The organism is Xanthobacteraceae bacterium, assembly GCA_019454205.1.
Lineage (GTDB): Bacteria > Pseudomonadota > Alphaproteobacteria > Rhizobiales > Xanthobacteraceae.
Map to the genome: position 1 here is coordinate 2,820,878 of CP075369.1, position 24,830 is coordinate 2,845,707.

28 protein-coding genes are annotated in these 24,830 nt (G+C 63.6%); 17 read left to right on the forward strand and 11 right to left on the reverse strand.

The genetic code is table 11. The annotated features are described in order from the left end of the window. Nucleotides 1–7: 7 nt before the first annotated feature. Genes KF794_14285 through KF794_14300 form a run of 4 tightly spaced genes read left to right on the forward strand, consistent with a single transcriptional unit; the run spans nucleotide 8 to nucleotide 3,674 of the window. Nucleotides 8–883: a diaminopimelate epimerase gene (locus KF794_14285; GenBank protein ID QYK44903.1), complete on the forward strand. Its 876-nt coding sequence runs from the start codon at nucleotides 8–10 to the stop codon at nucleotides 881–883. Further along, the gene (mtaB, locus tag KF794_14290) at nucleotides 883–2,127 is read left to right on the forward strand and encodes a tRNA (N(6)-L-threonylcarbamoyladenosine(37)-C(2))-methylthiotransferase MtaB (protein ID QYK44904.1); all 1,245 of its coding nucleotides are present in this window, start codon (nucleotides 883–885) and stop codon (nucleotides 2,125–2,127) included. Before KF794_14285 ends, mtaB begins: the two co-directional genes overlap by 1 nt. Before the next feature lie 10 nt (nucleotides 2,128–2,137). Beyond that, nucleotides 2,138–3,055, forward strand: coding sequence for a signal recognition particle-docking protein FtsY (ftsY, locus tag KF794_14295; GenBank protein ID QYK44905.1), 918 nt, complete (start codon nucleotides 2,138–2,140; stop codon nucleotides 3,053–3,055). A 31-nt stretch (nucleotides 3,056–3,086) separates the two neighbouring features. Then, entirely contained in the window at nucleotides 3,087–3,674 is a 588-nt protein-coding gene (locus KF794_14300; protein ID QYK44906.1) for a septation protein A, read from the forward strand. Here KF794_14300 and KF794_14305 read toward each other — a convergent pair. Beyond that, the gene (locus tag KF794_14305) at nucleotides 3,671–4,171 is read right to left on the reverse strand and encodes a helix-turn-helix transcriptional regulator (GenBank protein QYK44907.1); all 501 of its coding nucleotides are present in this window, start codon (nucleotides 4,169–4,171) and stop codon (nucleotides 3,671–3,673) included. The genes KF794_14300 and KF794_14305 overlap by 4 nt on opposite strands. A gap of 72 nt (nucleotides 4,172–4,243) precedes the next feature. Here KF794_14305 and KF794_14310 point away from each other — a divergent pair, with 72 nt between their 5' ends. Continuing rightward, nucleotides 4,244–4,699 (forward strand): nuclear transport factor 2 family protein, encoded by a 456-nt coding sequence (locus tag KF794_14310; protein ID QYK44908.1) that lies wholly within the window; start codon nucleotides 4,244–4,246, stop codon nucleotides 4,697–4,699. A gap of 6 nt (nucleotides 4,700–4,705) precedes the next feature. Here the strand turns inward: KF794_14310 and KF794_14315 are convergent, their stop codons facing one another. From KF794_14315 to ccmA, 5 genes are all read right to left on the reverse strand, one after another. Further along, complete coding sequence (locus KF794_14315; protein ID QYK44909.1) at nucleotides 4,706–5,248, reverse strand: DsbE family thiol:disulfide interchange protein; 543 nt, start codon at nucleotides 5,246–5,248, stop codon at nucleotides 4,706–4,708. Further along, nucleotides 5,245–5,403 (reverse strand): heme exporter protein CcmD, encoded by a 159-nt coding sequence (gene ccmD, locus KF794_14320; GenBank protein ID QYK44910.1) that lies wholly within the window; start codon nucleotides 5,401–5,403, stop codon nucleotides 5,245–5,247. The genes KF794_14315 and ccmD overlap by 4 nt, the downstream gene beginning before the upstream one ends. Further along, entirely contained in the window at nucleotides 5,403–6,131 is a 729-nt protein-coding gene (locus tag KF794_14325; protein QYK44911.1) for a heme ABC transporter permease, read from the reverse strand. The genes ccmD and KF794_14325 overlap by 1 nt, the downstream gene beginning before the upstream one ends. A gap of 63 nt (nucleotides 6,132–6,194) precedes the next feature. Further along, nucleotides 6,195–6,860, reverse strand: a complete 666-nt coding sequence (gene ccmB / locus KF794_14330) for a heme exporter protein CcmB (protein ID QYK46720.1) — start codon at nucleotides 6,858–6,860, stop codon at nucleotides 6,195–6,197. Continuing rightward, nucleotides 6,860–7,483, reverse strand: coding sequence for a heme ABC exporter ATP-binding protein CcmA (ccmA, locus tag KF794_14335; protein QYK44912.1), 624 nt, complete (start codon nucleotides 7,481–7,483; stop codon nucleotides 6,860–6,862). The genes ccmB and ccmA overlap by 1 nt, the downstream gene beginning before the upstream one ends. Before the next feature lie 142 nt (nucleotides 7,484–7,625). Here ccmA and acnA point away from each other — a divergent pair, with 142 nt between their 5' ends. From acnA to KF794_14350, 3 genes are all read left to right on the forward strand, one after another. Further along, nucleotides 7,626–10,337 carry an aconitate hydratase AcnA gene (gene acnA, locus KF794_14340; protein ID QYK44913.1) on the forward strand — a complete coding sequence of 904 codons (2,712 nt, stop codon included), beginning with the start codon at nucleotides 7,626–7,628 and terminating at the stop codon, nucleotides 10,335–10,337. Nucleotides 10,338–10,439: 102 nt separating this feature from the next. Next, nucleotides 10,440–11,165 carry a DUF1223 domain-containing protein gene (locus tag KF794_14345; protein QYK44914.1) on the forward strand — a complete coding sequence of 242 codons (726 nt, stop codon included), beginning with the start codon at nucleotides 10,440–10,442 and terminating at the stop codon, nucleotides 11,163–11,165. A gap of 383 nt (nucleotides 11,166–11,548) precedes the next feature. Continuing rightward, nucleotides 11,549–11,911, forward strand: coding sequence for a DUF2794 domain-containing protein (locus tag KF794_14350; GenBank protein QYK44915.1), 363 nt, complete (start codon nucleotides 11,549–11,551; stop codon nucleotides 11,909–11,911). 125 nt (nucleotides 11,912–12,036) lie between these two features. Here KF794_14350 and KF794_14355 read toward each other — a convergent pair whose 3' ends face one another. The 3 genes from KF794_14355 to KF794_14365 form a co-directional block, all read right to left on the reverse strand. Beyond that, nucleotides 12,037–12,816: a Bax inhibitor-1/YccA family protein gene (locus tag KF794_14355; GenBank protein ID QYK44916.1), complete on the reverse strand. Its 780-nt coding sequence runs from the start codon at nucleotides 12,814–12,816 to the stop codon at nucleotides 12,037–12,039. 158 nt (nucleotides 12,817–12,974) lie between these two features. After that, the gene (locus tag KF794_14360) at nucleotides 12,975–15,548 is read right to left on the reverse strand and encodes an FtsX-like permease family protein (protein QYK44917.1); all 2,574 of its coding nucleotides are present in this window, start codon (nucleotides 15,546–15,548) and stop codon (nucleotides 12,975–12,977) included. Then, nucleotides 15,545–16,264 carry an ABC transporter ATP-binding protein gene (locus KF794_14365; GenBank protein ID QYK44918.1) on the reverse strand — a complete coding sequence of 240 codons (720 nt, stop codon included), beginning with the start codon at nucleotides 16,262–16,264 and terminating at the stop codon, nucleotides 15,545–15,547. The genes KF794_14360 and KF794_14365 overlap by 4 nt, the downstream gene beginning before the upstream one ends. A gap of 79 nt (nucleotides 16,265–16,343) precedes the next feature. On the opposite strand from KF794_14365, the gene KF794_14370 reads away from it, so the two are divergent. The 3 genes from KF794_14370 to KF794_14380 are packed head-to-tail and all read left to right on the forward strand — an operon-like array spanning nucleotide 16,344 to nucleotide 17,982. Then, a complete protein-coding gene (locus tag KF794_14370) occupies nucleotides 16,344–16,985 on the forward strand; it encodes an arylesterase (protein QYK44919.1) in 642 nt (213 codons plus the stop codon). 5 nt (nucleotides 16,986–16,990) lie between these two features. Beyond that, entirely contained in the window at nucleotides 16,991–17,563 is a 573-nt protein-coding gene (gene thpR, locus KF794_14375) for an RNA 2',3'-cyclic phosphodiesterase (protein QYK44920.1), read from the forward strand. 41 nt (nucleotides 17,564–17,604) lie between these two features. Beyond that, nucleotides 17,605–17,982 (forward strand): DUF1232 domain-containing protein, encoded by a 378-nt coding sequence (locus KF794_14380; GenBank protein QYK44921.1) that lies wholly within the window; start codon nucleotides 17,605–17,607, stop codon nucleotides 17,980–17,982. A gap of 37 nt (nucleotides 17,983–18,019) precedes the next feature. Here the strand turns inward: KF794_14380 and KF794_14385 are convergent, their stop codons facing one another. Continuing rightward, complete coding sequence (locus KF794_14385) at nucleotides 18,020–18,994, reverse strand: NADPH:quinone oxidoreductase family protein (protein ID QYK44922.1); 975 nt, start codon at nucleotides 18,992–18,994, stop codon at nucleotides 18,020–18,022. A 188-nt stretch (nucleotides 18,995–19,182) separates the two neighbouring features. Between KF794_14385 and KF794_14390 the strand changes: the two genes are divergently transcribed. The 3 genes from KF794_14390 to KF794_14400 are packed head-to-tail and all read left to right on the forward strand — an operon-like array spanning nucleotide 19,183 to nucleotide 21,432. Further along, entirely contained in the window at nucleotides 19,183–19,812 is a 630-nt protein-coding gene (locus tag KF794_14390) for an Invasion associated locus B family protein (protein QYK44923.1), read from the forward strand. A gap of 2 nt (nucleotides 19,813–19,814) precedes the next feature. Further along, the gene (rlmN, locus tag KF794_14395) at nucleotides 19,815–20,978 is read left to right on the forward strand and encodes a 23S rRNA (adenine(2503)-C(2))-methyltransferase RlmN (protein QYK44924.1); all 1,164 of its coding nucleotides are present in this window, start codon (nucleotides 19,815–19,817) and stop codon (nucleotides 20,976–20,978) included. Between the two features lie 4 nt (nucleotides 20,979–20,982). Next, nucleotides 20,983–21,432, forward strand: a complete 450-nt coding sequence (locus tag KF794_14400) for a hypothetical protein (protein ID QYK44925.1) — start codon at nucleotides 20,983–20,985, stop codon at nucleotides 21,430–21,432. A 1-nt stretch (nucleotide 21,433) separates the two neighbouring features. On the opposite strand, the gene KF794_14405 is transcribed toward KF794_14400, so the two are convergent. After that, nucleotides 21,434–22,030: a 2-hydroxychromene-2-carboxylate isomerase gene (locus tag KF794_14405; GenBank protein ID QYK44926.1), complete on the reverse strand. Its 597-nt coding sequence runs from the start codon at nucleotides 22,028–22,030 to the stop codon at nucleotides 21,434–21,436. 127 nt (nucleotides 22,031–22,157) lie between these two features. Here KF794_14405 and KF794_14410 point away from each other — a divergent pair, with 127 nt between their 5' ends. The 3 genes from KF794_14410 (at nucleotide 22,158) to KF794_14420 (ending at nucleotide 24,808) form a co-directional block, all read left to right on the forward strand. After that, nucleotides 22,158–23,381 carry an argininosuccinate synthase gene (locus KF794_14410; protein ID QYK44927.1) on the forward strand — a complete coding sequence of 408 codons (1,224 nt, stop codon included), beginning with the start codon at nucleotides 22,158–22,160 and terminating at the stop codon, nucleotides 23,379–23,381. A gap of 9 nt (nucleotides 23,382–23,390) precedes the next feature. Then, complete coding sequence (locus tag KF794_14415; protein QYK44928.1) at nucleotides 23,391–23,633, forward strand: hypothetical protein; 243 nt, start codon at nucleotides 23,391–23,393, stop codon at nucleotides 23,631–23,633. Nucleotides 23,634–23,695: 62 nt separating this feature from the next. Continuing rightward, nucleotides 23,696–24,808: a site-2 protease family protein gene (locus tag KF794_14420; GenBank protein QYK44929.1), complete on the forward strand. Its 1,113-nt coding sequence runs from the start codon at nucleotides 23,696–23,698 to the stop codon at nucleotides 24,806–24,808. The last annotated feature ends 22 nt before the right edge of the window (nucleotides 24,809–24,830 follow it).

Below are 24,830 nucleotides of genomic sequence, written 5' to 3' on the forward strand. Positions count from 1 at the left end.
CCCGGACATGAGCGCACTTCTGAACCGCCCCTTCGTGAAGATGAACGGCATCGGCAACGACATCGTCGTGCTCGATCTGCGCGCCGATTCCGCGCCCGTGACGGAGGCCGACGCACGCGCGATTGCGCGCAAGGATGCCATCCCCTTCGACCAGCTCATGGTGCTATACCCGCCCCGCGCGTCCGGCACCGACGCCTTCGTGCGCATCTACAATTCCGACGGCTCGGAGGCAGGCGCCTGCGGCAACGGCATGCGCTGCGTGGTTTCTCGTGACGTGAAACAGACCGGCAAGCACGACTTCATTTATGAAACACGCGCCGGGCTGATCCCCGCACATTTCGAGAACGAGAACACGATCACCGTCGACATGGGCAAGCCGCGCTTCGACTGGCGCGACATCCCGCTCGCGGAGGAATTCCGCGACACGCGCATGATCGAATTGCAGATCGGTCCCATCGACGCGCCGGTTCTGCACTCGCCGTCCGTCGTCTCGATGGGCAACCCGCACGCGGTGTTCTGGGTCGATGACCCCTACGCCTACGATCTGGAGAAGCTCGGACCGCTTCTCGAAAATCACCCCGTGTTTCCGCAGCGCGCCAACATCTCGCTCGCACACGTGAAGGACCGCGAGAATATTGCGATGCGCACATGGGAGCGCGGCGCGGGGCTGACGCGCGCCTGCGGCTCGGCGGCCTGCGCGGTTGCCGTCTCGGCTGCGCGCACCAAGCGCACGGGACGCCAGGTGCATCTCGTGCTGCCGGGCGGCGAACTCGACATCGAATGGCGCGAGAGCGACGACCATGTGCTGATGACCGGCCCGGTCGAATTCGAATTCGAAGGCGTGCTCGACGCCAAGATCCTGAACACGGCACCGGCGGCGTAATGTCCGTCGAAGTCGTCACCTTCGGCTGCCGGCTCAACATCACCGAGTCGGAAACCATCCGCCGCCACGCGGAAGCAGCAAAGCTCGAAAACACGATCATCGTGAATTCCTGCGCCGTCACCGGCGAAGCGGTGCGGCAGGCGCGCCAGCAAATCCGCCGCATGAAGCGCGAACGGCCAAACGTGCAGATCGTCGTCACCGGCTGCGCCGCGCAGACGGAAAGCGAGACCTTCGCCGCGATGCCGGAAGTGGCGCGCGTGATCGGCAATGCGCGCAAGCTCGATGCCGGAACATGGCGCGAACCATTCGGCGCGCTCGAAAAAGTGCAGATCGACGACCTCGATTCAATCCGCGAGACCGCGCTGCATCTGGTCGATGGTTTCGAAGGCCACACCCGCGCTTTCGTGCAGATCCAGAACGGTTGCGACCATCGCTGCACTTTCTGCATCATTCCCTATGGCCGCGGCCCATCGCGCTCAGTCGGCGCAGGCGAAGTGGTTTCGCAAATCCGCGCGCTCGCGGAACGCGGCTACCGCGAGGTCGTGCTGACCGGCGTCGATCTCACCTCATGGGGCAACGATCTTCCCGGCGCGCCGAAGCTCGGCATGCTGGTGCGGCAAATCCTGAAGCATGTTCCCGAATTGCCGCGCCTTCGCATTTCCTCCATCGACTCCATCGAGATCGACGAAGACTTCATGCGCGCGCTGGCCGAGGAAGAACGCCTCATGCCGCACCTGCATCTCTCCTTGCAGGCGGGCGACGATCTCATCTTGAAGCGCATGAAGCGCCGCCATCTCACACGCGACGCCGTCCGTTTCACGGATGCGGCGCGCCGCCTGCGGCCCGGCATCGTGTTCGGCGCGGATTTCATCGCGGGCTTCCCGACCGAAACCGAAACGCATTTCGCAAACACACTGCAACACATCGAAGACTGCGGCCTCGCCTTCCTTCACGTCTTCCCGTTCTCGCCGCGCAAGGGCACACCCGCCGCGCGCATGCCGCAGCTTGGCCGCGAGATCGCAAAACAGCGCGCAAGCCTCCTGCGCACGAAAGGCGAAGAACTGCTGCGCCGTCATTTCGCGAACGAGATCGGCAAGTCGCGCCGCGTGCTGGTCGAGGGCAGCGGCTTCGAGGGCCGCAGCGAGCATTTCATGCCGGTGAAACTCGCGCGGCGCTTCGCGCGCGGTGCCATCGCCGAAGTGCGGATTGCGGATCACGACGAACGCGGGCTACTTGCAGCATGAGAACCGCAGCATGAGTTTCTGGAAACGCCTCACCGGCGGCCTGTCGCGCTCCGCCTCGCGCCTCGGCGAAGGCTTGGCGCGCATCGGCTTTCGCGGCGCCGACCCGAAGACGTTGCAGGAAGTCGAAGACCTCCTGATCGCATCCGACATCGGCGTCGAGACCTCGACGAAAATCGTCTCCGCGCTGAACGACGGCCGCCTCGGCGAGCGCTACGACGAAGCCGACTTCAAGGCGCTGATTGCTTCCGAAGTCGAGAAGGTGCTGGCGAAGGTCGAACAGCCGCTCGACGTTACCGCGCACAAGCCCTTCGTGGTGCTCGCGGTCGGCGTGAACGGCTCCGGCAAGACCACGACGCTCGGCAAGCTGGCAGCGAAACTCCACGCCGAGGGCAAGAAGGTCACGCTCGGCGCAGCCGATACCTTCCGCGCCGCCGCCATCGAGCAACTCAAACTCTGGGCCGGGCGCACCAATTCTTCCATCGTCGCGAAGGCGCAAGGCTCCGATCCCGCGGGCGTCGCGTTCGAGGCGATGGAGAAGGCGCGCGAGGAAAACGCGGACGTGCTGCTGATCGACACGGCGGGCCGCCTCCAGAACAAAGAGTCGCTCATGGGCGAACTCGAAAAGATCGTCCGCGTGATCAAGAAGATCGACGCCAGTGCGCCGCATGCGGTGCTGCTCGTCCTCGACGCGACCGTCGGCCAGAACGCGCTCCTGCAAGTCGAAGCCTTCAAGCAGGTCGCGGGCGTCACCGGCCTTGTCGTGACCAAGCTCGACGGCACCGCGAAGGGCGGCATCCTGGTTGCGATCTCGACCCGCTACGAACTGCCGGTGCACTTCATCGGCGTCGGCGAAAGCGTGGACGATCTCGAAACCTTCTCCGCGAAGGAGTTTTCGCGCGCGCTGGTCGGCCTCGACAAAGACGCTTGAAACCGCCGCATTCCGCGGGCAACAGAACGGCATGACCGACACAACCGCCGCCCCGAAGAAACACCTCGCGCCGCTCCCGAAACTGCTGCTCGATCTGGGGCCGCTGCTTCTGTTCTTCTTCGCCAACTCATGGGGCGGCATCTATTTCGCGACCGGCGCATTCATGGTCGCGACCCTCGTCACGCTCGCCATCAGCTATTACCTGATCCGCCGCTTCCCGGTCATGCCGATCGTGACCGCGGTGATCGTGATGGTGTTCGGCGCGCTGACGCTGTGGCTGCACAACGACACCTTCATCAAGCTGAAGCCGACGATCATCTACGTCATCTTCGCGGTCGTGCTGCTCGCAGGCCTCGCCACCGGCCGCCCGCTGTTCAAGATCGTGCTCGACGGCGCGCTGCACCTGAAAGAAGAAGGCTGGAAGAAGCTCACCGTGAACTGGTCGGTGTTCTTCCTCGCGATGGCGGTGGTGAACGAATTCGTCTGGCGCTCGTTCACGACCGACCAGTGGGTCGCGTTCAAGACCTTCGGCTTCCTGCCGATTACGCTGCTGTTCGCCTTCTCGCAGGCGCCGATCATGCTCAAGTACGCCGAGAACGAACCGGGCGCGAAGTCCTAGCGCATCGCCGCGAGTTTTCGCGCGATCACTTTCGTCCCTGCCTTCGCCGCCCCGCCCGGACCGGGCAGCGCCTTCAGGTTATCCGCGTGAAGCGCCTCGCCGCATCCTGAGCACACGACTTGCGCGCTGATTTTCTTGCCGCATCCGGTATGCACGAACAGGATCGGCTTGCCTTCCTTTGAGGCCACCCAACGGTCTCCCCATGCCGTCAGCGCGGCAAGGATGGGCACGAGGCCGCGCCCCGCTTCCGTCAGATGGTATTCGTAACGCAACGGCTTCTCGCTGTAGGCGACGCGCCGGACAATGCGGTTCTCGACGAGCGCACCGAGCCTTCGGGTCAACAGGTTGCGCGAAATGCCCAGATCCTCGGCAAGATCGTCGAAGCGCGTCACGCCGAGGAACAGATCGCGCACGATAAGGGGCGACCACCAATCGCCAATCACTTCCAGCGAGCGGGCGATGGAGCAGTGCATCTTTTCGAAGCTGGTTCTTTTCATGGCGTCACGATAGTGGGTTGCTTCATTGAACTCAATGTGCAACCTTGGTTCAATCATTGAACTTACAAGCCCATGTACCACGCCATCGTCCGCGCCAGGATCGGAAGCCTGTTCGACGCAATCAATCGCGGCGACGCGGAGCCGGTCTTGCGGGCTTTCGCGCCGCGCTTCGAGCACATTTTCCTCGGCGAACGCCACGCCCTTTGCGGAACGCGCCGCACGCAGGCTTCGACGCGCCGCTGGTACGAACGGCTCTATCGGCTGTTGCCGGACATCAAATTCGATCTGAAAAGGATCAATGTAAGCGGCACGCCGTGGAACACGATTGCCTCGGTCGAATGGAGAGAAACCAACTCCGGCACCGATGGCGTGAGGACTTCCGCGGAAGGTGTTCACGTCGCGCGGCTTGCATGGGGCCGCATGACGCAACTCATCATCTGTCCGGATACAACCGTGCTGTCCGCAACGCTGGAACGGCTCGCCCTTGCCGGAAACGCCGAAGCGAAAGCGGAACCGATCGTCGATTGAACGAAGTCAGCGCGCGGCCAGCGCCTTCTCGATCTCGGCGAGGAAGCGCGGAAAGTTTTCCGGCGTCAGCGGACCGACCTGCTTGTAGCGGATCTTTCCGTCGCGCCCGACGATGAACGTCTCCGGCACGCCGTACACGCCCCATTCGATTGCCGCGCGCCCGTCGCCGTCCACGCCGATTCGCGCGAACGGATTGCCGTGCTCTTGCAGGAAGCGCAGCGCCGCCGGCGTCTTGTCCTTGTAGTTGATGCCTGCGATCTGGATGCGCTTGTCGCGCGAAAGTCGCGTCAGCAACGGATGTTCGAGGCGGCACGGCGCACACCACGACGCCCAGAAATTCACGACCGTCACCTGCCCGTGCAACGCCTCAAGCGTGAGCGGCTGGGCGCTCGCTCCGTCGAGCGGCGCCAGCGTCACCTGCGGCACCGGCTTGTCGAGGAGCGCCGACGGCACGACCGAAGGATCGCCGCTATAGAGGCGAACGAAGAATATCCCCGCGAGTATTGCGAAGATGCCGAGCGGAATCAGCACCGCGAGACGGCGCATCATGTTTCCGAGCGGCGCTTGATGCCCCGCGCTTCGAGATCGGCGAGCGCGCGCTTCTGCGCGCGGTGATCGAGTACGACCCACGCCGCCAGCATCGCGAAGACGACAAGCGCCACGCCGTAAGCGCCGAAGATGTAGGGAGCGTGCGCGCCGAACATCACTGCGCCCCGCTTGCGGCAAGGATGCGCAGCGTGCGCACCCGGCGGCGCAGGATTTCGTTACGCATCGCCGCCATCAGCAATGCGCCGAACAGAAACGCAAAACCGAGTGCGGATACCAACAGCGGCGTAAGGAACGCCGGATGAATCGTCGGCCCGCCGAAGCGCAGCACCGAAGCCGGCTGGTGCAGCGTGCTCCACCAGTCCACCGAGAACTTGATGATCGGCAGGTTGATCGACCCGGCGAGCGTCAGCACCGAAACCGCGCGCGCCGCCAGTCCCGGCTCCTCGAACGCGCGCCACAGCGCGATGATGCCGAGATAGATCAGGAGCAGCACCAGCACCGAGGTCAGCCGCCCGTCCCATTGCCAGTAGGTGCCCCACGCCGGGCGGCCCCACAGTGCGCCGGAAACCAGACACACCACGCAGAACGCCGCGCCGATGGGTGCCGCCGCCTTCTGCGCGACATCGGCGAGCGGATGCCGCCATACCAGCGTGCCGAGTGCGGCAATCGCCATGAAAGCGAAAATACCCATCGACAACCACGCAGAGGGAACGTGCAGGAAGATGATCTTCACCGACTCGCCCTGGTCGCGTTCCGGCGGCGCGAGGAAGCCGAGCGTCAGGCCGAGCGCGATCAACGCAACTGCAAGCAGCGCGAACAACGGCACGCCCCAGCGCGCGAAGCGCAGGAAGCGGTGCGGATTGGCGAGATCGGAAACCGGCATGGCGGCGTCTCTTATGCTCCGGGATTTTTCGAGGCAATGCGGCAAAACAAATTCATGCGGACCTCAGGAACGCGCCAGCCGGATTGCGGCCGCCGCCGCGACCGGCCCGATCACGAAGCCGAACAGCGCGGTTGCGAGCAGCAGCTTGAACGGAGTTCCAAATACTTCTCCGGCTATCGCGGATTCGGTTGCCGCCGCGCCGAAGATCAGCACCGGGATCGTGAACGGCAGCACGAGGATCGCAACCAGCATGCCCGCGCGCGGCAGCGCCACCGACACCGCCGCGCCGATCAGGCCGAGAAACGTGATTGCGGGTGTGCCAACGAGCAGCAGCAACGCAGCCGCGAACAACGCCTTGCCGCTCACGCCGAGCAGGATGCCGAACACCGGGACCGCGACTGCAAGCGACAACCCGGTCATCAGCCAGTGCGCGATCCCCTTCGCGGCGGCGACCGCTTCCATCGGCAGCGGCGCGAGTTGCAGGAGATCGAGGCTGCCGTCCTCGTGGTCGGCCGCGAAGATGCGCTCCAGCCCCAGGAGGCTCGCGAGCAACGCGCCGATCCAGAGGATCGCGGGACCGACCCGCGACAACAGGCCGAGATCGGGACCGATGGCGAAAGCCGACACCATCACGACCGAAAGAAAGAAGATCAGTCCCGCGCCGAGCGCGCCGCCCGCGCGCATGCCGAGCCGGAGATCGCGCGCGATGATGATGCCCATGGCGCGGATCATGCGATTTCCTTCTCCACCACCGCCTGCGCCGCGCGTGCGAAGGAAATCTCCCGCGACGGCGCGACGTCGAGCGTGCCGTGGCTCGCGATCATCGCCATGCCGCCGCCTGCGCGGTGCTCCGTAATAATGCCGGTCAGCACCGCACGGCCTTCCGTGTCGAGTGCTGCATCCGGCTCGTCGAGCAGCCAGAGCGGACGCCGGATGGTCAGCAACCGCGCGATGGCGAGGCGGCGTTTCTGTCCGGCGGAAAGATTGCGCGCGGGCAAATCCTGCAAGGGCAGAAGATGCAGCCGGTGCAGGGCCGTCTCCGGCGTGAGCTTGCCGCCGCCACCGTAGAGGTCGCGCCAGAATTCGAGGTTCTCGGAAACCGTCAGCGCCTCGCGTACCGCCCCCGCATGGCCGAGATAATGGATGTGATCCTGTAGTTCGCCGCCTTCGAGTGTCAGCGTACCGCCGTCGAGCGGCAAAAGGCCCGCGACCTGCCGCAGCAGCGACGATTTCCCCGCGCCGTTCGGCCCCACGACCAGCAGGGCTTCGCCCGGTTCGAGCGAAAACGACATCCCGTCATACAAAGCCCGCCCGCCGCGGATGCAGGCGAGCCGCTCGGCGATCAGCCGCATCGGGATCGACTTTCGATCAAATGCCCGGTCATTGCCCTTGTTCCGAATAGTTCTATAAAGCGGCTTATCAGCCTTGGCACCCGACGAGAAACGCCACCGGCCGGGTACAGGCACGCATCACTCTTACCCAGCGGGAAATGCCGTGACCTCTCTCGACAGCTTCAAATGCCTCCGCACCCTCAAGGCGGGCGGCAAGACCTACGCCTACTACGACCTCAAGGTGGCTGAGAAAAACGGGCTGAAGGGCGCGTCCAAGCTGCCGTTCTCGCTGAAAGTGCTGCTCGAAAACCTGATCCGGTTCGAGGACGGCCGCTCGGTGACGCGCGACGACATCAAGGCGCTGGCGAGCTGGGGCAAGAAGCGCAAATCGAACCGCGAGATCGCGTTCCGCCCGGCGCGCGTGCTGATGCAGGACTTCACCGGCGTTCCCGCCGTGGTCGATCTCGCCGCGATGCGCGACGCGATGAAGGCGCTCGGCGGCGACCCGAAGAAAATCAATCCGCTCGTTCCGGTCGATCTCGTCATCGACCACTCGGTGATCGTCGATCACTTCGGCACGGCGCGCGCGTTCAAGCAGAACGTCGATCTCGAATACGAGCGCAACGGCGAGCGCTACAAGTTCCTGAAATGGGGCCAGCTCGCCTTCGACAATTTCCGCGTGGTGCCGCCGGGCACCGGCATCTGCCACCAGGTGAACCTCGAATACCTGGCGCAGACGGTCTGGACCAAAACCGAAGAACTGGTCGACGTGAAGGGCAAGAAGAAGAACGTCGAGTTTGCCTTCCCCGACACGCTGGTCGGCACCGACTCCCACACCACGATGGTCAACGGCCTCGCCGTGCTCGGCTGGGGCGTCGGCGGCATCGAGGCGGAAGCCGCGATGCTCGGCCAGCCGATCTCGATGCTGATTCCCGAAGTGATCGGCTTCAAGCTCTCCGGCAAGCTGAAGAGCGGCGTCACCGCGACCGATCTCGTGCTCACCGTCACCGAGATGCTTCGCAAGAAGGGCGTGGTCGGCAAGTTCGTCGAATTCTACGGCCCCGGCCTCGGCGGCCTTTCGCTGGAAGACCGCGCGACCATCGGCAACATGGCGCCCGAGTACGGCGCAACCTGCGGCTTCTTCCCGGTCGATGACGAAACCGTCCGCTTCCTCGAAGACACCGCACGCGCGAAGGGCCGCGTGAAGCTGGTCGAGGCCTACGCCAAGGCACAGGGCATGTGGCGCAAAGCCTCCACCCCGGACCCGGTTTTCACCGACAAGCTCTCGCTCGATCTCTCCAAGGTCGAGCCGTCGCTCGCCGGCCCGAAGCGCCCGCAGGACCGCGTCGCGCTCTCCAAGACCAAGGCTGGCTTCGCCGAGGCGATGGAAAAGGAATTCAAGAAAACCGCCGATGCCGCCAACCGCTATCATGTCGAAGGCAAGAAGTTCGACATGGGCCACGGCGACGTGGTGATCGCGGCGATCACGTCCTGCACCAACACCTCGAATCCGAGCGTGATGATCGGCGCGGGCCTGCTCGCGCGCAACGCCGTGAAGCTCGGCCTGAAAACCAAGCCGTGGGTAAAGACATCGCTCGCGCCGGGTTCGCAGGTCGTCGGCGAATATCTCGCCAAGTCCGGCTTGCAGAAAGACCTCGACGCACTCGGCTTCAACCTCGTCGGCTTCGGCTGCACCACCTGCATCGGCAATTCCGGCCCGCTGCCGGAGGAAATCTCGAAGACCATCAACGAGAAGGATCTGGTCGCCGCCGCCGTGCTTTCCGGCAACCGCAACTTCGAAGGCCGCGTGAACCCGGACGTGCGCGCGAACTATCTCGCCTCGCCTCCGCTGGTCGTCGCCTATGCGCTGGCCGGCTCGATGCAGGTCGATCTCACCAAGGAGCCGATCGGCACCGACAAGAAGGGCAAGCCGGTCTACCTGAAGGACATCTGGCCTTCGCCGAAGGAAATCGCGGCGTTCATCCGGAAATCCGTGACGAAGCGCATCTTCGAGAAGAAATACAGCGACGTGTTCAAGGGCGACACCTACTGGCGCGCGATCAAGGTCGCGCCCAGCGACACCTACGGCTGGGACAACAACTCGACCTACGTGCAGAACCCGCCCTACTTCGCGACCATGCAGCGTCTGCCGGAACCGATCACCGATATCGACGACGCGCGCATCATCGGTCTGTTCCTCGACTCGATCACGACCGACCACATCTCCCCGGCCGGTTCGATCAAGGCCGCTTCGCCCGCGGGCAAGTACCTGACCGATCACGGCGTGAAGGTGATCGACTTCAACCAGTACGGCACGCGCCGCGGCAACCACGAAGTGATGATGCGCGGCACCTTCGCCAACATCCGCATCAAGAACCAGATGGTGCCGGGCGTCGAAGGCGGCGTGACCGTCCACTATCCGGGCGGCGAGCGCCTGCCGATCTACGACGCCGCGATGAAATACAAGCAGGAGAAGGTTCCGCTGGTCGTATTCGCCGGCAAGGAATACGGCACCGGCTCGTCGCGCGACTGGGCGGCGAAAGGCACCGTGCTCCTCGGCATCCGCGCCGTGATCGCGCAGAGCTTCGAGCGCATCCATCGCTCGAACCTGATCGGCATGGGCGTGGTGCCGCTCGTCTTCGAGGAAGGCACTTCGTGGCAGACGCTGGGCCTGAAGGGCGACGAGAAGGTCACCATCCACGGCCTCGCGGACGGCCTTAAACCCCAGCAGGTTATGTCGGCGGAAATCACTTCCGCGGACGGCACCAAGAAGACCGTACCGCTGCTTTGCCGTATCGATACGCTGGACGAACTCGACTACTTCAAGAACGGCGGCATCCTGCAATACGTCCTGCGCCAGCTCGCTGTCGCGTAAGCTAACGCACTGGAATCAAAGCAAAGCCGCCGCTCACCCAAGTGTGAGTGGCGGCTTTCGCTTGGCGGTGCCTATGGTCGGCTCTCATCAATCGGTGACGACATGAATGTGGCACGTACCCTCGGACTCGTCGCGGTCCTCTCCATGCTGACCGGCACGAGCGCCGCGCAGGCCGGCAGCAAACCGGTAATCGAACTCTTCACCAGCCAGGGCTGCAATTCGTGCCCGCCCGCGGACGCGCTGTTCGGCCGCCTTGCCGACAATCCGGGGCTGATCCCGCTCACCCTTTCGGTCGACTACTGGGACTATCTCGGCTGGCGCGACACGCTCGCGCTGAACGCACACACGAAGCGCCAGCGCGGCTATTCGCGCACGCGCGGCGACATGAACGTCTATACCCCGCAGGCAATCGTGAACGGCGGCGACTTCACCATCGGTAGCGACCAGCGCCAGATCGACGCGGCGATACGCAAGGTCAACACGGCTAGCACGCACGGCGTTCCGGTGAAGCTCCAGCGCAACGGCGACACGCTTGCGGTCGAAGTCGGCAACGGCGACGGCAGCGCGCAAATCTGGCTGCTCTCCGTCACGCACAAAGTGAGGGTGCCGATCGCGCGCGGCGAGAACAAGGGCGAGACCATCGTCTATACCAACGTGGTCCGTTCCTGGCGCAACCTCGGCAACTTCGACGGCAAGCCGGTGAAGCTCAACATCCCTGTCTCGGAGATCGTGAAGAACGAAGCCGACACCGTCGTCGTGCTGGTGCAGGCGGGCAGCGAGAACGCACCCGGCGCGATTCGCGGCGCGGAGATTCTTTCGCTGCGCTGATTCGCTAATCGCAATACGCAAAAAAAAACAGGGCCGGGAAACCGGCCCTTTTTAATTGCGGGACTTAACTCTGGGGTTGCGCCTCGCCGCAAGTTTTCGCGGAGGGAAAATGGGCCGGCCCGATCAAACCCGGGGGCTGGGGGGCTGGGATTAACCGGTGCTCAATCGAACCGGCCCGGAGGCTACAAGAAGAAATCTCGCTGCCGCCTTGGGCGCGCGCTTGGCCGGAATGGGGCGTCTTTATGATATTTCGCCCGCCGTGGAACTTTGGAATCTGCAAATATTTTCAGCACGTAAGCGGGGACTTGCCCCGCCGCGCGGGCAGCGCAATCATGACGTTGCCGCGACAGCCGCGGTGAACGAGGCAGGAGGCGCGAACAGCATTGAGCGATCTCGAGCCGATAGCGTTTCCGGGGCGCGCGAAAGCCGCGACAACCGCCCCTGCACCCAGAAACACCACGTTCGACCGCCGCGAGTTGCTGCGCATCCTCGACCTCTACGGACGCATGGTGGCTGCCGGTGAGTGGCGCGATTATGCGATCGCTTTTCTGAAAGATCGCGCCGTTTTTTCCGTATTCCGCCGCGCCTCGGAACAGCCGCTCTATTCGATCGAGAAAATCCCCGCGCTCGCCCGCAAGCAAGGCGAGTATGCCGTGGTATCTTCCGCGGGTTTCGTCCTGAAGCGCGGCCGCGATCTGGACCGCGTGCTGGCCGTGATCGACAAGCGCCTCAGCGTCGTGAACTAAAGCGTGATCCCGAAAAGTGGGTACCGGTTTTCGGACAAGATCACGCTTCAACCAAAAAACCGCGCCCCCTCAAAGCAAAAGACCCGGCGGTTAGCCGGGCCTTCGCATTTCGATTCGCTGTTTGCTTATTCGCGGTTGCCGAGCAACTGCAGCAGGAACAGGAAGATGTTCAGGAAGTCGAGGTACAGGCGCAGCGCACCCATGATCGACTTGCGGCCTGCGACGGTGCCGTCGTCGTTCACATCGTACATGTTCTTGATGTCCTGCGTGTCGTAGGCGGTGAAGCCCGCGAACACGAGGAGGCCGACGATCGAAACGATCCACTGCAGCATCGACGAGCCGAGGAAGATGTTCACGATCGAGGCGATGATCACGCCGATCAGGCCCATGACGAGGAACGTCGCCATGCCCGACAGGTCACGCTTCGTGGTGTAGCCGTAGAGGCTGAGCGCACCGAACGAGGCGGCCGTGATGAAGAACACGCGCGCCACCGAAGTGTGCGTGTAGACCATCAGGATGGTGGCGAGCGAAACGCCGACCAGCGCTGCGTAGATCCAGTAGGTGAGCTGCGCCGCGCCGACGCTCATCTTGTCGACGCGGAAGCTCAGGAAAAACACCAGCGCGAGCGGCGCGAAGATGATGACGTATTTCAGCGGGCTCAGGAAAAGCGTCTGGCCGAACGGCGTCAGATACATGCCGGCGCGAAGCAGCACGGCGCCGGGCACCGAAACGCTCGAAACCGACAGCATGTAAATGCCGAGCGCGAACAGGCCGGTGATGGCAAGTCCGATCGTCATGTAGTTGTAGACGCCGAGCATGTAGGAGCGGAGACCCTGATCGATCTCGGCGCCAGTGCGTACGGCTCCGCCATAGCGAGCGGCGGGATTGTTGTTCAGGTCGGACATCGTGGTCCCTTTCTCCCTTGTTGCAGGGCGGATAAGGCGCCGGAAACGGGTGCCTGCCCTGAAATCGGTGATGAATATGGTGCGCGGTAAATTCCGCTGCAAGTGAATTTACGTCAAGGTTATGTGACCCTTGTAAGAGGCTGAAACTGCTTAAAGTTCTACAGATTGCGCAAAACCGGCGCGGGCTTCTGCCCAAGCGCCCGCCAGGTGCCGATCAGGCCCAGTCCGATCGTTAGAAGTACCGCCGTACTTGCCGCAATGGCCGCGGCGCGCGGGTCGAACCGGAAGCTGAAATTCATCACGTTCTCGACCACGAAGGCGGCGGCGATGGCCCCCGCCGCCGTCGCGAACAGCGCCGTGGACAGTCCGAGGATTGCGTATTCGATGGCGTAAGCCAGCACGAGCCGCGCCCGCGTCGCGCCGAGCGTCTTCAGGATCACCGCATCGTAAACCCGGCTGTGATGACCGGCCGCCAACGCCCCCGCCAGCACGAGGATGCTCGCGATCAGCGTGATCGCGCTCGCGCCGCGCACCGCGACCGCGATGTCGGAGACGACCGTATTGATCGCCTGCAAGGCTTCCTTCACGCGGACGGTGGTGACTGCGGGAAACTCGTTCGCGACCGCGCGCTGCAAATCCAGCTCAAGGCGCTGGTCGCCGCCGTTAGGGTAAGTCAGCGTCGCGAGGATCGTGTGAGGCGCGCCGCGAAACGTATTCGGCGAGAACAGCATCACGAAATTGATGCCGAGGCTTTCCCACTCCACCATACGCAGGTTTGCGATGGTCGCTTCGATGGTGCGGCCGAGCACGTTCACCGAAACCTTGTCGCCGACTTTCAGGCCGAGGCCGTCGGCCGCACGCTTCTCGAACGAAACCAGCGGCGGGCCGCTGTAATCCTTTGACCACCACGCACCGGAGACCAGGACCGAGCCTGCGGGGAGCGTTTCGGTGAACGTAATGCCGCGGTCGGATTGCAGCACCCACGCCTGCTCCGCCTCGACCTTCACCTGATCGGCGGGCACGCCTTTCACGCTCAGGATTCTTCCGCGCAGCATCGGCACTTCGGTCAGTTCGCCGCCGCTGCCGTTCTGCTTGATGAAAGCATTGAAACGTTCGACGTCGTTCGAGGGCACGTCGACGAAGAAGAAGCTCGGCGCGCTTTTCGGAAGCGCCTGCGTCAGCTGACGGCGCAGGTTGGTGTCGATCAGCGTGAGTGTAACAAGCAGCGCGAGGCCCAAGCCGAGCGACAGCACGACCGAAGGCGTGAGTGCGCCGGGGCGATGAATGTTCGCGAGCGCGAGGCGCAAGGCAGTCGAGCGCGGCCGCGGTAGTCTCGCGGCAATCCGCATCAGGCCCCATGCCAGCAAGCGCAGCACCAGAAAGATCGCCGCTGCCGCGACGATGTAAATCAGCGCAATACGACGGCTTTCCGCGGTGAGGAGTGCGAGCGCTGCGAGCGCGGCAACCGCGAGCACGACGAACGCGATATAGCGCGTGCGCGGCAGGCGGCTCGTCTGCTCCACATTGTCGCGAAACAGCGCCGAGACCGGCACGTCATGCGCGCGCCCAAGCGGCCACAGCGCGAACGCCAGCGCCACCAGAATACCGAATGCCGTCGCCAGCAACATCACGTCGGGATGAAAGCCGGGCGCGAGCGGCAGCGGAATCAACCGCCCGAAGAAAGAGGCGATGGCGAACGGCAACAGCGTTCCGAAGATGAGTCCGATGACAATTCCGATTCCGGCGATGATCCCGATTTCCGCGAGATAAATGGAAAACACGGTGCCGCCGGAAGCGCCGACCGCTTTCAGCGTCGCGATATCCGCGCGTTTGCGGTCGAGATAATGCATCACCGCGTTCGCTACGCCGACGCCGCCGATCAGCAGCGCGGTGAGGCCGACCAGCGTCAGGAACTCCGCAAGCCTGCGCACATTGCGCTCAAGCTGCGGCGAGACGCTGGAGCGCGTGCGGACTTCCCAGCCCGCATTCGGAAACAGGTCGCGCGCCTGCTCCTGCATAAACTGAATCGCCGGATAGCCGGGATCGTTGAGCCGCACCCGGTAGCTCCAGCGCACCAGACTGCCGGGCTGGATCAGCCCGGTAGCCTGCAAGCCTTCCTGCGAAATTATCAGGCGCGGACCGAAACCGATACCGGCCGCGACACGATCCGGCTCCTGCACGATGGCCGCGGTTACGAGAAACGTGGCCTCGCCGATCTTGATTTCCGTTCCGGGCAGAATGCCGAGACGGATGAGCAATGCCTGCTCCGCGACCGCGCCGTAGCGCTCGCCGACCTTCTGCAAGGCGCGGCCCAGCGGCACGTTCGGATCGAGTTCGACCTTGCCGTTGAGCGGATAGGCGTCATCGACCGCCTTCAGTTCGACCAGCGTCGCGGCGCCGTTGGTCACGCGCGCCATCGCACGCAGGCTCGCGATTTCAGAAACCGCACCCTTGCCCTTCAGGAACGTCATCTCGGCCGGATCGGCCTGCCGGTGGATCAGCGAGAACGAAATATCGCCGCCTAGAATTCTTTCGCCCTCGCGCAACATGCCGTCGGACAGCGCGCGCGCGAACGAACCGACGCCCGCGATTGCGGTCACGCCGATCGCGAGACAGGCAAGGAAAACGCCGAAGCCGCGCACGCCGCCACGCAGTTCTCGCAACGCAAGTTTGAGCGCGATGGCATACCGCGAAAAGAAAGAAGCCTGCGGCGCGCCTGCGGCAAGGCTCATGCGCGCACAGCCTTCGGCGATTCGGAAGTCGCCTCGCCCGAACGCATCCGGATCACGCGGTCGCAACGGTCTCCGAGCACCGGATCGTGGGTGACGATCACCAGCGTCGCGTTCTTTTCAGCGCGCTTCGCGAACAGGAGATCCATGATTTCCCGCCCGGTGGTCTCGTCGAGATTGCCGGTCGGCTCGTCCGCGAAAATGATCGCAGGCTCCGGCGCAAGCGCGCGGGCCAGCGCCACGCGCTGCTGCTCGCCGCCCGACAATTGCGCGGGGTAATGATCGAGCCGTGCGCCGAGACCCACGCCCGCAAGCTCCGCCTTCGCGCGCTCCAGCGCATCCGCGCGGCCCGCGAGTTCGAGCGGCACCGCGACGTTCTCGACCGCGGTCATCGTGGGAATCAGGTGGAACGACTGGAACACGATGCCCGCGATAGCGCCGCGGAAGCGCGCCAGTTCGTCTTCGCTCATCGCCGTCAGTTCGCTACCCGCGACCTGCACCGAACCTTCGTCGGCACGCTCCAGGCCCGCCATCACCATCAGCAGCGTGGATTTACCGGAGCCGGAAGGGCCGAGCAGGCCCACCGCTTCGCCCTGCCCGATTTGGAGCGTCACTTTCTTGAGGATATGAACGCGCGCCGCTCCGCTTCCCAGCTTCAAATCGACATTATTCAGGCGGATAGCGGGTGAGCTCGAATTCAGCGGCGTGGAGATATTCATGCGGGCGTGGTTGCTCCGGCGGGATTCGCGCTTCAATCGTTCTGCCATAGATGGGATTGCCCGGCGAACACGCCATTCCATGCGCGCGCTTGCCGCAAGCCTGCTTCTGGCACTTGCCGCCATGATTGGCGGATCGACACTCTCCTTCGCCCAGACCATCAAAATCGTTGCATTGGGCGACAGTTTGACGGCCGGATTCGGCCTGACCGGACAGGAAGCACTGCCTGCTCAACTGGAAGCCGCACTCAAGCGCCGCGGCCATGATGTCGAAATCGCCAATGCCGGTGTTTCCGGCGACACCGCGAGCGGCGGCCTCGCCCGCGTCGACTGGTCGGTGCCGGACGGAACCGACGCGGTGATTCTCGCGCTCGGCGCCAACGACATGCTGCGCGGCGTCGACCCGGCGGTGACAAAAAAGGCACTCGGCGACGCCATCCGGCGGCTCCGCGCCCGCAATATCGACGTGATGATCGCGGGAATGCGCGCTGCGCCTAATCTTGGCGCGGATTATGCAAAGAAGTTCGACGCCATGTACGAGGAACTCGCCAGGGAATATGGCGTGCTGCTCTATCCGTTCCTGCTCGACGGCGTCGCCGCGCAGCGCGAATTGATCATGGCGGACGGCCTGCATCCGACAGCGAAGGGTGTATCCGTCATGGTTGAGCGTATACTGCCTTCGAGCGAATCGCTGATCGAGCGAGTCAAAAAACGCCGCGGGTAACCCTCATGCCGCGACTTTTTACTGCGATCGAAGTGCCGAAGGATGTCGGCATGATTCTCTCCGCGCTTCGCGGCGGAATCCACGGCGCACGCTGGGTCGATCCGCAAAACTACCACCTCACGCTCCGCTTCATCGGCGACATCGACGACCGCACTGCCAACGACATCGCGGACATGCTTGACGGCGTGCAGCGCGCGCCGTTCGAGGTCACGCTGACCGGCCTCGATCATTTCGGCGGGAAGAAACCGCGCGCGATCTTCGCCGCCGCCACGCCCACGCCTTCGCTCGCCGAATTGCAATACGAGCACGAGCGCATCATGCAGCGGCTCGGCCTTCCCCCGGAGCCGCGCAAGTTCACGCCACATGTCACGCTGGCAAGATTGCGCGACGCTTCCGGCATGGATGTCGCCGACTATCTCTCCAGCCGCCGCGCGTTCCGCGCGATCCGCTTTCCCGTGAACCGCTTCGTGCTCTATTCGTCGCGGGCCTCCACCGGCGGCGGGCCGTATATCGTGGAAGCCGACTATCCGCTTCGCGGCCGGCAGGGACTTGAACTCCGCCACGCCAGCGCCATGTAATTTCCCGAACGGGCGTTCGCGCGCCCGCGAGGGAGCATGAGATGGCCGCTTTTCAGGCAAGCAACTTCTTCTGGAAGTTCCGCACCCGCAAGGGCGACGCCGAGCGCGTACGCGAAGGCTTCTGGCCGAAGATCAGGGCAGCCGCCGCGAAAATCCCGTTCGCGGAAGAAGCGCTCGCCGCCTATTACTGCACGCTGGACCGCAACACGCCGCTGCGTGTGCGCGGCATGCTGCTCGCCGCGCTCGCCTATTTCGTGATGCCGCTCGACATGGTGCCGGACCTCATGCCCGCGCTCGGCTTCACCGACGATGCGGCGGTGCTGATGGCGACGCTCCAGCTCATTTCCTCGCACATCAAGCCGGAGCATCGCGACGCCGCGAAGGCGGCGCTGAATGATCTGGAAGTCGCGAAGAAGTAGCGGCAACCGTCCCCGCGAAGGCGGGGACGGCGAAGACTCAAGGCACCAGAACGATCTTGCCCTTCACCTTGCGCTGCGCGATGGCGCGGAACGCTTCGACCGCGTCGTCGAGCTTATATTTTGCATCAAGATGCGCGGAGAGCTTGCCCTCGCTGGTCCATTTCGCGATGTCGGAAATGTGCTGGCGGTTCGCTTCCGGGTTGCGTTGCGCGAACGCGCCCCAGAACACGCCGACGATATCGCAGCCCTTCAGCAGCGCGAGGTTGAGCGGAATTTTCGGAATCTCGCCCGCCGCAAAGCCGATCACCAGGAAGCGCCCTTCCCACGCAATCGAGCGCAAAGCCGCCTCCGCGAAATCGCCGCCCACGGGATCATAAATGACGTCCACGCCCTTGCCGTTGGTGAGCGTCTTCAGCCGCTCTTTCAGATCTTCCTTCGAATAGTCGATCAGTTCGTCCGCGCCATGCTGTTTCGCGAAGGCGAGTTTCTCAGGCGACGACGCGCAAGCGATCACCTTCGCGCCGAGCACCTTGCCGAGTTCGACCGCCGCGAGGCCGACGCCGCCGCTTGCGCCGAGCACCGCGAGCGTCTCGCCGGGTTTCAGCTTCGCGCGGTCTTTCAGCGCGTGAATGGTGGTGCCGTAGGTAACGATCAGGCCCGCGCCCTTTTCGAGTTCCAGTCCATCCGGAACGGAAATGAGCGCACGCGCCGGCACCGCGATCTTCTCGCGTGCCGCGCCGGTCGGGATGTTGCCGATCACGCGGTCGCCCGGCTTGAAGCCGGTGACGCCCTCGCCGACCGATTCCACCGTGCCGGAGAATTCCGACGCCGGCGAAAACGGCATGTCGGGCTTGTACTGGTACTTGCCCTGAATAATGAGCGTGTCGAAGAAATTGAGCGCCGCCGCCGCGATCTTCACCACGACCTCGCCCTTGCCTGCGACCGGCTCCGGAATGTCGCGGATTTCGAGGGCTTCCGGCCCTCCGTAGCGAACGCAAAGAACGGCTTTCATCGGCTCACTCCCGTATGCGGCGCGTAACCGCGCCATGTTTTTGTCGGCGTCGATGCCTACATCGCTGCCAGATTGGACGGCCCGCCTTCCCTGTACCGTTTCCTTGGCAGGCGGGGCTAAAGGCGGCTATTTCTAATTCCTGTGGCGGAGTTTGTCGCGGGGCCAAGCCCCGGACCGTAGGAAATTCGATGATCGCGCGTTTGTCCGTATGCCTGCTGGCATCACTTCTCGCTGTTTTACCGGCGACCCATTCCGCTGCGCAGGATGCGCAGAAGAAAACCCAGCAGAAAGCCCCGCAGAAAAAGGCCGAGCCAAAAGCGCAGCCGAAATCGGAAAAGAAAGCCGAGCCGAAAAAGACCGAGCAGAAAAAATCTTCCGCCGGCTCGCCCACGCTGGTCGCGCAGTTCGGCGACTGGGGCGTTTACGTCAATAAAGCCGCGAAGACCTGCTTCGCACTCTCGCAACCGAAAGAGCGTCAGCCCGCGAACGTGAAACGCAACCCGGCCTATTTCTTCGTGACCACGAAGCCGGAAGAGAAACTCGTCAACGAAGTGAACATTCTGGTCGGCTTCGACCAGAAAGAAGGCACCGCCGTGAATGCAGCTGTGGGCGCGGGCACCAACTTCGCGATGTTCGTGCGCAAACAAGGTCTGTGGATCAAGGATCCCGCCGACGAAGCAAAGTTACTCGACGCGATGAAGAAAGAAAAAGAACTCACGCTGCGCCTGACGCCCGCGAGCGGCGCGGCCACGACCGACCGCTATTCGCTCTCCGGCTTCCCGCAGGCGCTCGACCGCGTCGCCAAAGAGTGCCCCTGAGAATGTCGATGAAGCGTTCCCTCGCAGGCCTTGATCGCGAAGCGCTCTCCGAAGCGCTCGGCGAGATCGGCGTGTCCGAGCGTGAACGCAGAATGCGCGTATCGCAGCTCTGGAACTGGATTTATTTCCGCGGCGTGCGCGACTTCGAGGCGATGACCAACGTCTCGAAGGATTTGCGCGCGAAACTATCCGAACACTTCACGCTCGATCGCCCGGAAGTCGTGGTCGAGCAGGTCTCCTCCGACGGCACCCGCAAATGGCTGATCCGCCTGCCCGCCGACACGCCGGGCGAGAAGCCGCACGACATCGAGGCCGTCTACATTCCCGAAAGCGACCGCGGCACGCTCTGCATCTCGTCGCAGGTCGGCTGCACGCTGAATTGCTCGTTCTGCCACACCGGCACGCAGCGTCTTGTCCGCAATCTCCATGCGCATGAAATCGTCGCGCAAGTGATGATCGCCCGCGACCGGCTCGGTGAGTGGCCCGGCATGACGCGCGCCGAAGGCACGGCGAGCGAACAGGACGCCCCGCGCCTCGTCACCAATCTCGTCTTCATGGGCATGGGCGAGCCGCTCTATAATTACGACGGCGTGAAAACCGCGATCGCTACCATCTCCGACGATCAGGGCATCTCCATCGGCAAGCGCCGCATCACGGTTTCCACCTCCGGCGTCGTGCCGATGATCGAGCCGCTCGGAAATGATGTCGGCGCGATGCTCGCGATCTCCCTGCACGCGACCCGCGACGATCTGCGCGACGAACTGGTGCCGCTCAACAAGAAATACCCGATCAAGGAATTGCTCGACGCCTGCCGCGCGTATCCCGGCGCCTCGAACGCGCGCCGCATCACGTTCGAATACGTGATGCTCAAGGACGTGAACGATTCGCCCGCGGAAGCGAAAGAACTGGTGCGCCTCCTGAAAGGCATCCCGGCCAAGATCAATCTCATTCCGTTCAATCCATGGCCCGGCACGAAGTATGAGTGCTCGGACTGGGAAACCATCGAGAAGTTCTCCGACATCGTGTTCAACGCGGGCTACGCCAGCCCGGTGCGCACGCCGCGCGGCCGCGACATCCTCGCCGCCTGCGGGCAACTAAAATCCGAAACGCAGAAGCTCACCGCGCGCGAACGCATGGCGCTCCGTGCAATGGCGATGACGGACTGACGCCGTGTCGCTCTTTCTCCGTTTCTTCGTGATCGCGTTCGGATTTCTCTGCGCCTGCGCCGCGGCCGCGGCGGTCGTCGCCTATGGCCTCCTGATGCCCGAACTCAGAACGGCCGATCCGTCGCAGCCGGAAATCTGGACCCTGTTCTGGTTCGTCGCGGCGGTCGCGGGCATCATCACGCCGTTCTTCATTTTCGCGCCCGCGTTTCTCGCAATCGCGCTCGCGGAAACCTTCAACTTCCGCTCGGTTCTTTATTATCTGATCGCGGGCGGCCTGTGCGGCGTGCTCGGCTACATGCTGAGCGACCCCACCGCGCACTTCGCCGGCACCGGCACCGTGCAGCCAATCCTGAAAGAACTGCGGCTGGTCGCGGTCGCGGGCATCATCGCCGGCTTCGTGTATTGGCTGATTGCCGGACGCGGTGCGGGCAAATGGAAAACCCGCGCGATCTGATCTAAGCGCGCGCCGCCCACTCCAGCGCCATTTCCAGCCGGTCGTTGCCCCAGAACAATTCGCCGCCTCCGGTGACGAACGCGGGCGCGCCGAAGACTTTCAACTGCTGCGCGGCTTCGGTTTGCTCCCGCAACAAATCCTTCACCGGCTGCGTATTCACCTTCTCGAAAATCTTCGCGGCGTCCTCGCCGAGCGATTGCAGGACTTTCCCGATCACCTTCGGATCGGCGATGTCCGCGCCATGGGCGAACTCCGCGTCATAGACCGCGCGCGAGAACGCCGCGCGCATCTCGCCTTGCAGGCAGAGCGCGGCGCGCGCGGGCAAAAGCGTATGCGCCGGAAACGTCTTCGGCATTTTGAACTTCGGCAGGCCCTGCGCTTCAGTAATCCGCTCCAGGTCGCGGATCATGTAGCGGCCCTTGTCCGGATAGACGTTGAAGGGCGAAGTGTCCCAGCCCTGCGCCTTGAAGATCGGGCCGAGCAGGAACGGCCGCCAGTTCACCTCCAAGTCGTAATCGAGCGCGAGGTCGTCGATCCGCATTGCGGCGGGATACGAATAGGTCGAGGCGAATTCGTAGAAGAAGTCGAGCGTGGCCATCGCGAGCGGTCTGATTCTGCCGACAGAATAGCGCTATCAGGCCCATCTGCGAGCACGAACGCGACAACCTTGCGAACGGCAATAAGCCGCCTATAACAGCGAAAATTCCCCCTACCACGGGCGACAAATGAGCAAGAGCGTAAAGAAGGTCGTGCTCGCCTATTCCGGCGGTCTCGACACCTCGATCATCCTGAAGTGGCTACAGACGACCTACGGCTGCGAGGTCGTGACTTTCACCGCCGATCTCGGCCAAGGCGGCGAGCTTGCCCCCGCGCGGGAGAAGGCGCTGCGCGCAGGCATCAAGGAAGAAAACATCTTCATCGAGGACGTGCGCGAGGAATTCGTGCGCGATTACGTCTTCCCGATGTTCCGCGCCAATGCGCAGTATGAGGGTCTCTATCTTCTCGGCACTTCGATTGCGCGCCCGCTGATCGCGAAGAAGCAGATCGAGATTGCGCGCAAGACCGGCGCCGACGCGGTTTCCCACGGCGCCACCGGCAAAGGCAACGATCAGGTGCGCTTCGAGCTTGGCTATTACGCGCTCGAACCCGGCATCAAGATCATCGCGCCGTGGCGCGAATGGGAGTTCAAGGGCCGCGAGGAACTGCTCACCTTCGCGCGCAACCACCAGATTCAGATCACGAAGGACAAGGAAGGCGAAGCGCCGTTCTCGGTAGACGCGAACCTTCTGCACTCCTCGTCCGAAGGCAAGGTGCTGGAAGACCCGAACGTCGAAGCGCCGAATATCGTCTACCAGCGCACCATCTCGCCGATGGAAGCGCCCGACAAGGCGACGACGGTAAAGATCGGTTTCGAGAAGGGCGACGCCGTTTCCATCGACGGCCAGAAACTTTCTCCCGCTGCGCTGCTGACCAAGCTCAACCAGCTTGGCCACGACAACGGCATCGGCCGCCTCGATCTCGTCGAGAACCGTTTCGTCGGCATGAAGTCGCGCGGTGTCTATGAAACGCCCGGCGGCACGATCCTGCTCGCGGCACACAGAGCAATCGAAAGCATCACGCTCGACCGCGGCGCGGCGCACCTCAAAGACGAGATCATGCCGCGCTATGCGGAGCTGATCTACAACGGCTTCTGGTTCTCGCCGGAGCGCGAGATGTTGCAGGCGTTGATCGACAAGAGCCAGGAGCATGTCGAGGGCGAAGTCACGTTGAAACTCTACAAGGGCAACGTGCTGATGGCCGGCCGCGTCTCGCCGAAGTCGCTCTACTCGTCCACGCTCGTTACTTTCGAGGACGACAAGGGCGCCTACGACCAGAAGGACGCCGAAGGCTTCATCAAGCTGAACGCGCTCCGCCTGCGCACGCTCGGCCAGCGCAACAAGAAGAAGTGAGCCTTCCGCGTGAGCGATAACGGCGCACGTCCCGCGGTCACGCCACGCAAGATCGTGGGATTTCTAGTCGCCGTCTTCGGCATCCTGCTTGGCTTCGCGCTTTCCATTCCCGGCATCGTGCTCGCCGGCGCGTACTGGAATGCGCAGGAGACGGGCGGCTGGGAAGGCCGCATCATTCTGATCCTGATGATCGTAGTGGGCTTTGCGATCGGTTTCGGCATCTTCAAGCTGGGCCGCCGCATCGCAGGCTGACGGCCCGATTGCGCCGCGCGCGTTCTGCCCTATCTTAGGCGTTCACAACGGGAGAAACCGGCATGTGGTCGCTGACCGTCGCGCGCGTTTACGGCACCGCCGTCCGTATCCACGTCACGTTTCTCTTGTTCCTCGTCTGGATCTGGTACGCCTATTACCGGCAGGGCGGCACGAGCGCCGCGTGGGAAGGCGTGATCTTCGTCTCGCTGCTTTTCTTCTGCGTGCTGTTGCATGAGTTCGGCCATGTCTTCGCCGCGCGCCGTTACGGCGTGAAGACGCCGGACATCACGCTCTGGCCGTTCGGCGGCATTGCTTCGCTGGAACGCATTCCCGACAAGCCATGGCAGGAATTCGTGGTCGCCATCGCCGGGCCATTGGTGAACGTCGCCATCGCCGCCGCGTTGATCGCATATCTCGGCTTCACCAGCGTGGACGTGCAATCGCTGGCGCGCATCGAGGATCCCAAGACCTCGATGATCGTGAAGCTGGCGGGCGCGAACATCTTTCTGGTGCTGTTCAATCTCATTCCCGCCTTCCCGATGGACGGCGGCCGCGTGCTGCGCGCGCTGCTCGCCACGCGCTTTTCCTTCGCGCGCGCCACCGAAATCGCCGCGATGGTCGGTCAGGCCTTTGCCGTGCTGTTCGGCATCCTCGGCATCTTCACGAATCCCATGCTGCTCGTGATCGCGGTGTTCGTGTTCCTCGCCGCGTCCGCCGAAACCGGGCAGGCGCAGCTTCGCGACGTCTCGCGCGGCGCGGTCGTGGCCGACGCCATGATCACGCAGTTCCAGTCGCTCAACACGCAGTCCACCATCAACGACGCCGTCGAAGCGCTGATCCACACCACGCAGAAGGAATTTCCCGTGGTCGACGGTGCGGGGACGTTGCGCGGCGTGCTGACCCGCGACGCCATGATTAAAGCGCTCAAGGAAAAGGGGCCGGATGCCCCGGTGCTGGAGGCGATGCAGGCCGATATTCCGGTCGTTCCCGCGCGCGCCATGCTGGAAGCCGCGATCAAGGCGCTGACCGAATCCGGCGCGCCCGCGGTCGGCGTGGTCGATGGCGCGGGCCGCCTTGCCGGGCTGCTGACCGCCGAGAACCTCGGCGAGATGATGCTGGTTCACGCCGCCCGGCCCCAAACCTTCGCCGGACCCTGGTCGCGGAAGGCCAATTAAGACCGTTTCGTGAAGCCGTAAC

Coding starts and splice junctions, on each gene's coding strand:
- KF794_14405 (QYK44926.1), bottom strand. CDS start 22,030: ATGGCCACGCTCGACTTCTTCTACGAATTCGCCTCGACCTATTCGTAT.
- KF794_14345 (QYK44914.1), top strand. CDS start 10,440: ATGAATGTGGCACGTACCCTCGGACTCGTCGCGGTCCTCTCCATGCTG.
- ftsY (QYK44905.1), top strand. CDS start 2,138: ATGAGTTTCTGGAAACGCCTCACCGGCGGCCTGTCGCGCTCCGCCTCG.
- ccmA (QYK44912.1), bottom strand. CDS start 7,483: ATGCGGCTGATCGCCGAGCGGCTCGCCTGCATCCGCGGCGGGCGGGCT.
- KF794_14360 (QYK44917.1), bottom strand. CDS start 15,548: ATGAGCCTTGCCGCAGGCGCGCCGCAGGCTTCTTTCTTTTCGCGGTAT.
- rlmN (QYK44924.1), top strand. CDS start 19,815: ATGTCGATGAAGCGTTCCCTCGCAGGCCTTGATCGCGAAGCGCTCTCC.
- KF794_14420 (QYK44929.1), top strand. CDS start 23,696: ATGTGGTCGCTGACCGTCGCGCGCGTTTACGGCACCGCCGTCCGTATC.
- KF794_14305 (QYK44907.1), bottom strand. CDS start 4,171: ATGAAAAGAACCAGCTTCGAAAAGATGCACTGCTCCATCGCCCGCTCG.
- KF794_14390 (QYK44923.1), top strand. CDS start 19,183: ATGATCGCGCGTTTGTCCGTATGCCTGCTGGCATCACTTCTCGCTGTT.
- ccmD (QYK44910.1), bottom strand. CDS start 5,403: ATGTTCGGCGCGCACGCTCCCTACATCTTCGGCGCTTACGGCGTGGCG.
- KF794_14365 (QYK44918.1), bottom strand. CDS start 16,264: ATGAATATCTCCACGCCGCTGAATTCGAGCTCACCCGCTATCCGCCTG.
- KF794_14325 (QYK44911.1), bottom strand. CDS start 6,131: ATGCCGGTTTCCGATCTCGCCAATCCGCACCGCTTCCTGCGCTTCGCG.
- KF794_14370 (QYK44919.1), top strand. CDS start 16,344: ATGCGCGCGCTTGCCGCAAGCCTGCTTCTGGCACTTGCCGCCATGATT.
- KF794_14315 (QYK44909.1), bottom strand. CDS start 5,248: ATGATGCGCCGTCTCGCGGTGCTGATTCCGCTCGGCATCTTCGCAATA.
- KF794_14355 (QYK44916.1), bottom strand. CDS start 12,816: ATGTCCGACCTGAACAACAATCCCGCCGCTCGCTATGGCGGAGCCGTA.
- KF794_14385 (QYK44922.1), bottom strand. CDS start 18,994: ATGAAAGCCGTTCTTTGCGTTCGCTACGGAGGGCCGGAAGCCCTCGAA.
- KF794_14310 (QYK44908.1), top strand. CDS start 4,244: ATGTACCACGCCATCGTCCGCGCCAGGATCGGAAGCCTGTTCGACGCA.
- KF794_14300 (QYK44906.1), top strand. CDS start 3,087: ATGACCGACACAACCGCCGCCCCGAAGAAACACCTCGCGCCGCTCCCG.
- thpR (QYK44920.1), top strand. CDS start 16,991: ATGCCGCGACTTTTTACTGCGATCGAAGTGCCGAAGGATGTCGGCATG.
- KF794_14285 (QYK44903.1), top strand. CDS start 8: ATGAGCGCACTTCTGAACCGCCCCTTCGTGAAGATGAACGGCATCGGC.
- mtaB (QYK44904.1), top strand. CDS start 883: ATGTCCGTCGAAGTCGTCACCTTCGGCTGCCGGCTCAACATCACCGAG.
- KF794_14380 (QYK44921.1), top strand. CDS start 17,605: ATGGCCGCTTTTCAGGCAAGCAACTTCTTCTGGAAGTTCCGCACCCGC.
- KF794_14410 (QYK44927.1), top strand. CDS start 22,158: ATGAGCAAGAGCGTAAAGAAGGTCGTGCTCGCCTATTCCGGCGGTCTC.